This is a genomic window from Thalassococcus lentus (assembly GCF_028023555.1).
In the GTDB taxonomy this organism is placed as follows: domain Bacteria; phylum Pseudomonadota; class Alphaproteobacteria; order Rhodobacterales; family Rhodobacteraceae; genus Thalassococcus_A; species Thalassococcus_A lentus.
Genome location: NZ_JAQIOY010000008.1, coordinates 162,709 through 168,748, shown reverse-complemented (window position 1 = coordinate 168,748; position 6,040 = coordinate 162,709). Strand labels below are relative to the sequence as shown.

Annotated in this window: 6 protein-coding genes and 1 tRNA gene; 1 reads left to right on the top strand and 6 read right to left on the bottom strand. The window is 55.7% G+C overall.

Annotation, left to right across the window (positions count from 1 at the left end; all coding sequences use genetic code 11):
- Nucleotides 1-429: 429 nt before the first annotated feature.
- The 4 genes from fabB to fabA form a co-directional block, all read right to left on the bottom strand.
- Nucleotides 430-1,659 carry a beta-ketoacyl-ACP synthase I gene (fabB, locus tag PFY00_RS16660; protein WP_271433722.1) on the bottom strand — a complete coding sequence of 410 codons (1,230 nt, stop codon included), beginning with the start codon at nt 1,657-1,659 and terminating at the stop codon, nt 430-432.
- Nucleotides 1,660-1,849: 190 nt separating this feature from the next.
- Complete coding sequence (locus tag PFY00_RS16655) at nt 1,850-2,302, bottom strand: hypothetical protein (protein ID WP_271433721.1); 453 nt, start codon at nt 2,300-2,302, stop codon at nt 1,850-1,852.
- A 133-nt stretch (nt 2,303-2,435) separates the two neighbouring features.
- A complete protein-coding gene (locus PFY00_RS16650) occupies nt 2,436-3,863 on the bottom strand; it encodes a Hint domain-containing protein (protein WP_271433720.1) in 1,428 nt (475 codons plus the stop codon).
- Nucleotides 3,864-4,144: 281 nt separating this feature from the next.
- The gene (fabA, locus tag PFY00_RS16645) at nt 4,145-4,654 is read right to left on the bottom strand and encodes a bifunctional 3-hydroxydecanoyl-ACP dehydratase/trans-2-decenoyl-ACP isomerase (RefSeq protein WP_271433719.1); all 510 of its coding nucleotides are present in this window, start codon (nt 4,652-4,654) and stop codon (nt 4,145-4,147) included.
- A 154-nt stretch (nt 4,655-4,808) separates the two neighbouring features.
- Here fabA and irrA point away from each other — a divergent pair, with 154 nt between their 5' ends.
- Nucleotides 4,809-5,246, top strand: coding sequence for an iron response transcriptional regulator IrrA (gene irrA / locus PFY00_RS16640; protein ID WP_271433718.1), 438 nt, complete (start codon nt 4,809-4,811; stop codon nt 5,244-5,246).
- 63 nt (nt 5,247-5,309) lie between these two features.
- On the opposite strand, the gene PFY00_RS16635 is transcribed toward irrA, so the two are convergent.
- Both PFY00_RS16635 and PFY00_RS16630 read right to left on the bottom strand, forming a co-directional pair.
- A tRNA-Leu gene (locus tag PFY00_RS16635) sits at nt 5,310-5,395 on the bottom strand.
- Nucleotides 5,396-5,471: 76 nt separating this feature from the next.
- Nucleotides 5,472-6,014: a tetratricopeptide repeat protein gene (locus PFY00_RS16630; RefSeq protein ID WP_271433717.1), complete on the bottom strand. Its 543-nt coding sequence runs from the start codon at nt 6,012-6,014 to the stop codon at nt 5,472-5,474.
- Between the last annotated feature and the right edge of the window lie 26 nt (nt 6,015-6,040).

The following is a 6,040-nucleotide window of genomic DNA, read 5'->3' as shown; positions in this document are numbered from 1 at the left end:
GGCGAAGAGCCAAGCAAACCACGAACCTCAGAAAGCGCAGCATCATCATACTGACGACCCTTCGGCGTCCTGCGACCCTTCCCCGGTGCGGATTTCCACACGCCCTTGCGTTCGTCGAGCGGCGCCATTGATTATCTCCCTGAGCTTGCTGAAGCACACCAATGTGTAATTTTCTTTATGTTCAATTTTTTTTCCTAACAGTCAACTCATGAATCTGGAAATTTCCAGCTGGGGCCTGTTTGGCGGATTGAACATGGCCAGCCATCAGCCTCTAACTTTGTGGTCCGGTCATCGCTGCCCATGGAACGGCATTGCTTGATCAAAATGCGGCGCATGGAACAAAGGCACGACCGAAAGTCAAAAAAAATGGCGACGCAAAATGCGTCGCCAAACCGGTCGTTGGTTGCCCGGCCGCGCTGAGCCGAACGATCAGTCTCGGTACTTGCTCATCACCATCGATCCGTTTGTGCCGCCAAACCCAAAAGAGTTGGTCATGACAGAATCGAGACCAGCATTTTCCACCAAGGAAGTGGCAATCTCGGCGGGTTTCAAAGCTGGATCAAGCGTTTCGACGTTGATCGAGGGAATGATGAAATCATGCTCAAGCGCGAGCAGGCAGTAGATCGCCTCCTGTGCGCCGGTTGCACCCTGAGAATGACCGGTCATCGACTTTGTCGAAGACACCGGCGGTGTGGAGCCATCGCCAAACACGCGGCGGACGGCTTCGATTTCGCCAACGTCACCGACCGGCGTCGAAGTTCCATGTGCATTGATATAGCTGACGCTGCGGCCTTCTGGCAGCGTGGACAAGGCAACGCGCATCGCCCGCTCTCCGCCTTCGCCGGAAGGGGCCACCATATCAGCGCCATCGGACGTGGCGCCGTAGCCGGTCACCTCGGCATAAATCTTGGCGCCGCGAGCTTTGGCGTGCTCAAGCTCTTCCAGAACGACGATGCCACCGCCGCCACCGATCACAAAGCCGTCGCGATCCGCGTCAAAGGCGCGGCTGGCCCGTTCGGGGGTGTCATTGTACTTGGAAGACATCGCACCCATGGCATCGAATAGACACGACAGTGTCCAGTCCAGCTCTTCTCCGCCACCCGCAAACATGACGTCCTGTTTACCCAGCATGATCTGCTCGGCTGCGTTGCCGATGCAGTGCAGAGATGTCGAACAGGCCGAGGTGATCGAATAGTTGATGCCTTTGATCTGATACGCCGTGGCAAGGTTGGCGCTGACCGTTGAGCACATGCACTTGGGCACGGCAAACGGCCCGATGCGTTTGGTCGCGCCGTTTTTCAGAACGGTTTGATGCGCTGTGAGCATTGCGCTCGTGGATGGCCCGCCCGATCCGGCAACCAGACCGGTGCGCGGGTTTACAATGTCGTCCTGCTCCAGTCCGCTATCGGCAATCGCCTGCCCCATCGCGATATAAGCATAGGCGGCGCCGGGCCCCATGAAACGCAAAGTGCGCTTGTCGATATGCTCTGAAACATCCAGCTTGATGTCTCCGGCAATCTGACTGCGGAAGCCGTGCTCCTTCATTGCCTCATTGGCAGTGATCCCGGATTTTCCGGCTTTCAGCGAGGCGAGAACCTCTTCGGCATTATTCCCGATCGAGGACACAACCCCCAGACCGGTAACGACAACACGGCGCATGTGGCCTCCTTCATTTGGTTGGGTCTTGTGTAGGGCAAGCAGGCCGTAGGGTGCAAGACAAGCTGACGAAACAGAACTGCAAGCGACCAAAACAGAACACAGACACCAACCCAGACATGAAAAGGGCCCGCAGCGAACTGCGGGCCTTCCGGCTTTCGCCTGCCATCCAGGGCCTCAACGCGTTGAGGATTTATCCTTTGATTTGGAAGCAGGTCCCGATGGTCTTACCCTCGGATTTCGTCGCGAGGATGACGTTCAGCAATTTCTCGCCCGAGCAAATCTGAGCGGCTTTGATGCGTTCTTTTTTGCCAGGGTTCTTCACACTCGGCCAAGTCTGCATGATTTCGACAGCTTCGCGGTATCCGTCCTGTTGGATGCTAGGGCTCTGGAAACCATCCCCATCATCGTTGGCTGGCGCGAACGTGTCGCGCAGCCAATCGCCGACATAGTCGCGGGTGCTGAATGTGTCGCGAAGCCAGCGCTCGATATCAAACGCATGGGCAGGCGCGGCTGCGCCGTAAATCGCCGCGGTGGTCAAAGACGCAAAAATAATCTTTTTCAAAATGGTCATAGGTCGCTCCAATAAAATGTACTGATTTATGTTGACCGTTGGCGGGAGCATGTCGCCCAAACCTTCGGCCACCCTGTCGGTACTGAAGAGCCAAAAGTTATACAATTCCATCAATATGTTATCGGATAGCAGCAAATGAAGACGGCACCATAAGTCCCGAATTCAGATCCTAAGACATCAAAGCCTGCGGGATGCAGCGGTCATTTCAGTTCAGAACGGCTTTGTTGTTCTTTTTGTGCCGCATCATCAGCTTTCGTTGTCGCTGCCCTGGCGGGATGTATCGCGCTGACGTCTGGTTCGCCCAATTCCATGTCTCGGCGGGGTAGATAGCCGACAGCTCTTGGGTGCCGTCTTGTGACAGGGCCTTCTTCGCCTCTGTTCCAAGATACAGGCTCTCGGTCCGGGCGCCTTCGGCCAGAACCAATTCATGTCCATCGAAAAGGATATGGATGTATTCGACAGCGTCGATGGTCTTGTCGACAAAAATACCGGGCAGTTCGGTCAGACGAATGGCAGACACCAAAACTTCGGCCGAGCCGAACATACGGGCAGCAACTTTGGAACTCACGACAAAACGGTGCTGCCGGGAAACAAGCAAATCCCGCCTTGGCAACCGTTCACCCAAAGCACCTGCGCTGATCCTGACTGGCCGCAATTTGGGTACCTTTTCCAAATCAATCCCATTCAGTCTGCGCCGGCCGATCCACCGGATATTCTGCGGGCCGTTGTCTACGGTTTCCACCAGATCACCGACGCGCAGATCCTCGATCCGCTTCAGGCCCATTGGGGTCGTGATCTTGGTTCCAGCCGTAAAGCACGGGATCAGCCCATCTTCAAAAGCGATGATGCCGACGGTTTCATTGATATGATTGACTTCGGTATTCGCGGATTGCTCTTCTTCGATAAAGACGCCGACGTTCGCACCAGTTTGACTGTCGATCACGACAGTCGCTGTATCACCGCCGTTGATCGTTTGGGTCTCTGCAAGAACGACGCTGTTGGTAAAAGTCGCGCCCAACCCCAGAACATCTACGTTTTCATCGACGCCACCATAGGCATTGGCAGTTCCGGATGTTGCGTCGCCTCCACCTTGAATCGCGATCCAGCCAATCGTTTCGGTACCATGCACGCCATCTTGCGCTTCTTCTTCCTGCAGGGTCAGGTCAAAGCCAGATGCCGTGATGTTGTTGGGGTCGCTATCGACTGTTGTGGTGTCATTCTCTGACATAACCGAAGTCAGGACAACTGGGGGATCTGTGAAGCCTGCTGTGAAACTGGCGCTTCCGCCGGTGTTTTGACCGGTGCTTGAAATGTCGGTCGTACCCGCCTCGATGATGCGTCCATCCGGAAGAGTGTGGACCCCCTCTTCAATGGCGAGCCAGTTGACGGTCTCGGTCGCACCGTGTGGACCGTCGTGGTATTCCCATTCCTCAATAATAAAGGTGAAAGCAATCGTATCACCATTAGCGTCGAGGGTTTCACCCACGACCCGCAAGATGAATTGGTTCCCACCATTATTGGTCGCACTGAGAGCAAAGACGGGATCCGTCAAAGGCTCTTCCAAAGTGACCGTAATGGGTTGGTTCTCCGTCGGTGAATTCACCGACAGGCTGCCTGCCTCGCCTATCGCCATGCCCTGCCCCGCAAGAAAACTTCTTGCCCACGTTAACCATTTAACACAGGTGACGGCTCGTTCCGCACCCTACCTCAGTACACCGCTTTTTTATGCGGTTTTCTTTCATGCTCTTTATCACAAACCGGAGGGAATATAGCGCTACAGACCGTCAAACCATTCAATCTGTTGCAAAAAAGTTCCCCATCCTATCACAATACCAATGGCCGTGCGCCCCGATAAGGGAGGCGCTGGTCGGGTAACTGCAGACAACCACAGGGAAAATTGCAACCTTAAGGCGATTAGCTTTCGCTGAGCGCGACCTTCATGTCTTTCACCTGATAGATCACTTCACCGTCCGCCTCGACGATGCCATCGGCGACACCCATTGTCAGGCGGCGGGTTTGAATCGCCTTGGTAAAGTCGATCTTGTAGGTCAGCATCTTGCGGTCAGGACGGACCATCCCGGTCAGTTTGACTTCGCCGACGCCCAGCGCGTAGCCGCGCCCCTGCCAGCCGCGCCAGCCCAGATTGAACCCGGTCAGCTGCCACAAGCCATCGAGGCCGAGACAGCCCGGCATGATCGGATTGCCTGGGAAATGGCAGTCGAAAAACCAAAGGTCAGGTGTAATGTCGAACTCGGCCAAAACGTGGCCTTTTCCATGCGCACCACCGTCGCCCGAGATTTCGGTGATCCGATCCATCATCAGCATCGGCGGAGCAGGCAACTGCGCATTGCCCGGCCCAAAAAGTTCGCCGCGTGCGCATTTCAACAGGTCTTCCTTGCCAAAACTGCTCGGATAGTCAGACATTGCCGTGCCCCCAATTGTTCTCGTTGCATTTCCCTTAAGACCGTCTAGCACCCGGTGCGCGCGGCATGCAAGAGCACCACGCAATGCCTGCCTCCCCCACGGATGTTGTCAATTTTGTTTGAAATCACAGGCAGGCAGGCTCTATATAAACACTATGGAAAAAGAGCTTTGCGAGACACAAACAGAGGCGCACCGTCTTGGACAGCATTGGCTGGCCGGTTCCGACCTGCGCCCTACACGGCAACGGGTGGCCTTGGCCGCGCTGCTGGTTGGTGATGGTCAGCATCGCCACGTGACGGCAGAAAGCCTGTTTGCCTCTGCCAAAAAAGCTGGTGAATCGGTTTCGCTCGCGACGGTCTACAACACACTCAAAGCGTTTTGCGATGCAGGTTTGCTGCAGGAAGTCACCGTCGACGGCTCCAAAAGCTACTTTGATACCAACACCCACGAGCACCCGCATTTCTATTGGGAAGACGAAGGGCGTCTGTCGGACGCTCCGGCGGACCAATTGGTCATCGCTCGTGTCCCAAATGCGCCGGATGGGGCTGAAATTGCCTCGGTGGATGTCGTTATCCGCCTGCGCCGCGTCTAGTTCAACACTCAGCTAAAACTCGGGGCTGGCATTCCCAGTGTACGCCAAAGGCACTAGCCCGGCTGGTACCCGCGGCCGGACTCGAACCGGCACGGCATTACTGCCTGGAGATTTTAAGTCTCCTGTGTCTACCATTCCACCACGCGGGCCAGCGAACGCGACAATAGCCTTTGTGCGCGCCGTGTAAACCGGAGGGGCACCGACAATTGGTGGATTTTCTGTGGATCAAAGCTCTTCGCCCGGCAAAGGTTTGAGCAAGAAACGTTCGCCCAGCCAAGGGTTTAACTCCAAGGCCTGCCTCAGAACAATCTGGCCGTCCAAATCACGCCCCATCTGAAACAGTGTGAGCGCTTTGCCGGACAACGCTCCAACGTGTCTGGGGTTCAACTCCAGCGCCCGATCCAGGTCTGGTAGCGCCTGCTCGAATTCTTCGCGCAGGAAACTGACAAATGCTCTTTGGTTGTAACCTTCCGCATAAAACGGGCAGTAGCCGACCAAAGCGTCAAACCGTTCCTTGGCCGCGATATAGTCAAAGCTGGATCGGTGCCGCATCCCCTGGTCCAACATGGTCTGACTGGGTTCATCTGGTGCTTCCAGCCACAGTTCCCAAAGCTGATTTGAAATGACCCGTGCCTCCATATCGCCGGAAGCGACCTGAAGTTCGGCAAACAGCTTATCCAGTGCAGGTGTATGATCCGGGGCCACGGGACAGCCATCGGCGAATGCGGTTGAGGCAGTCAGGCAAAGGGCGAACGCAGTGATTTTCATGCACCAAAACTGGCACAAGAACGCCC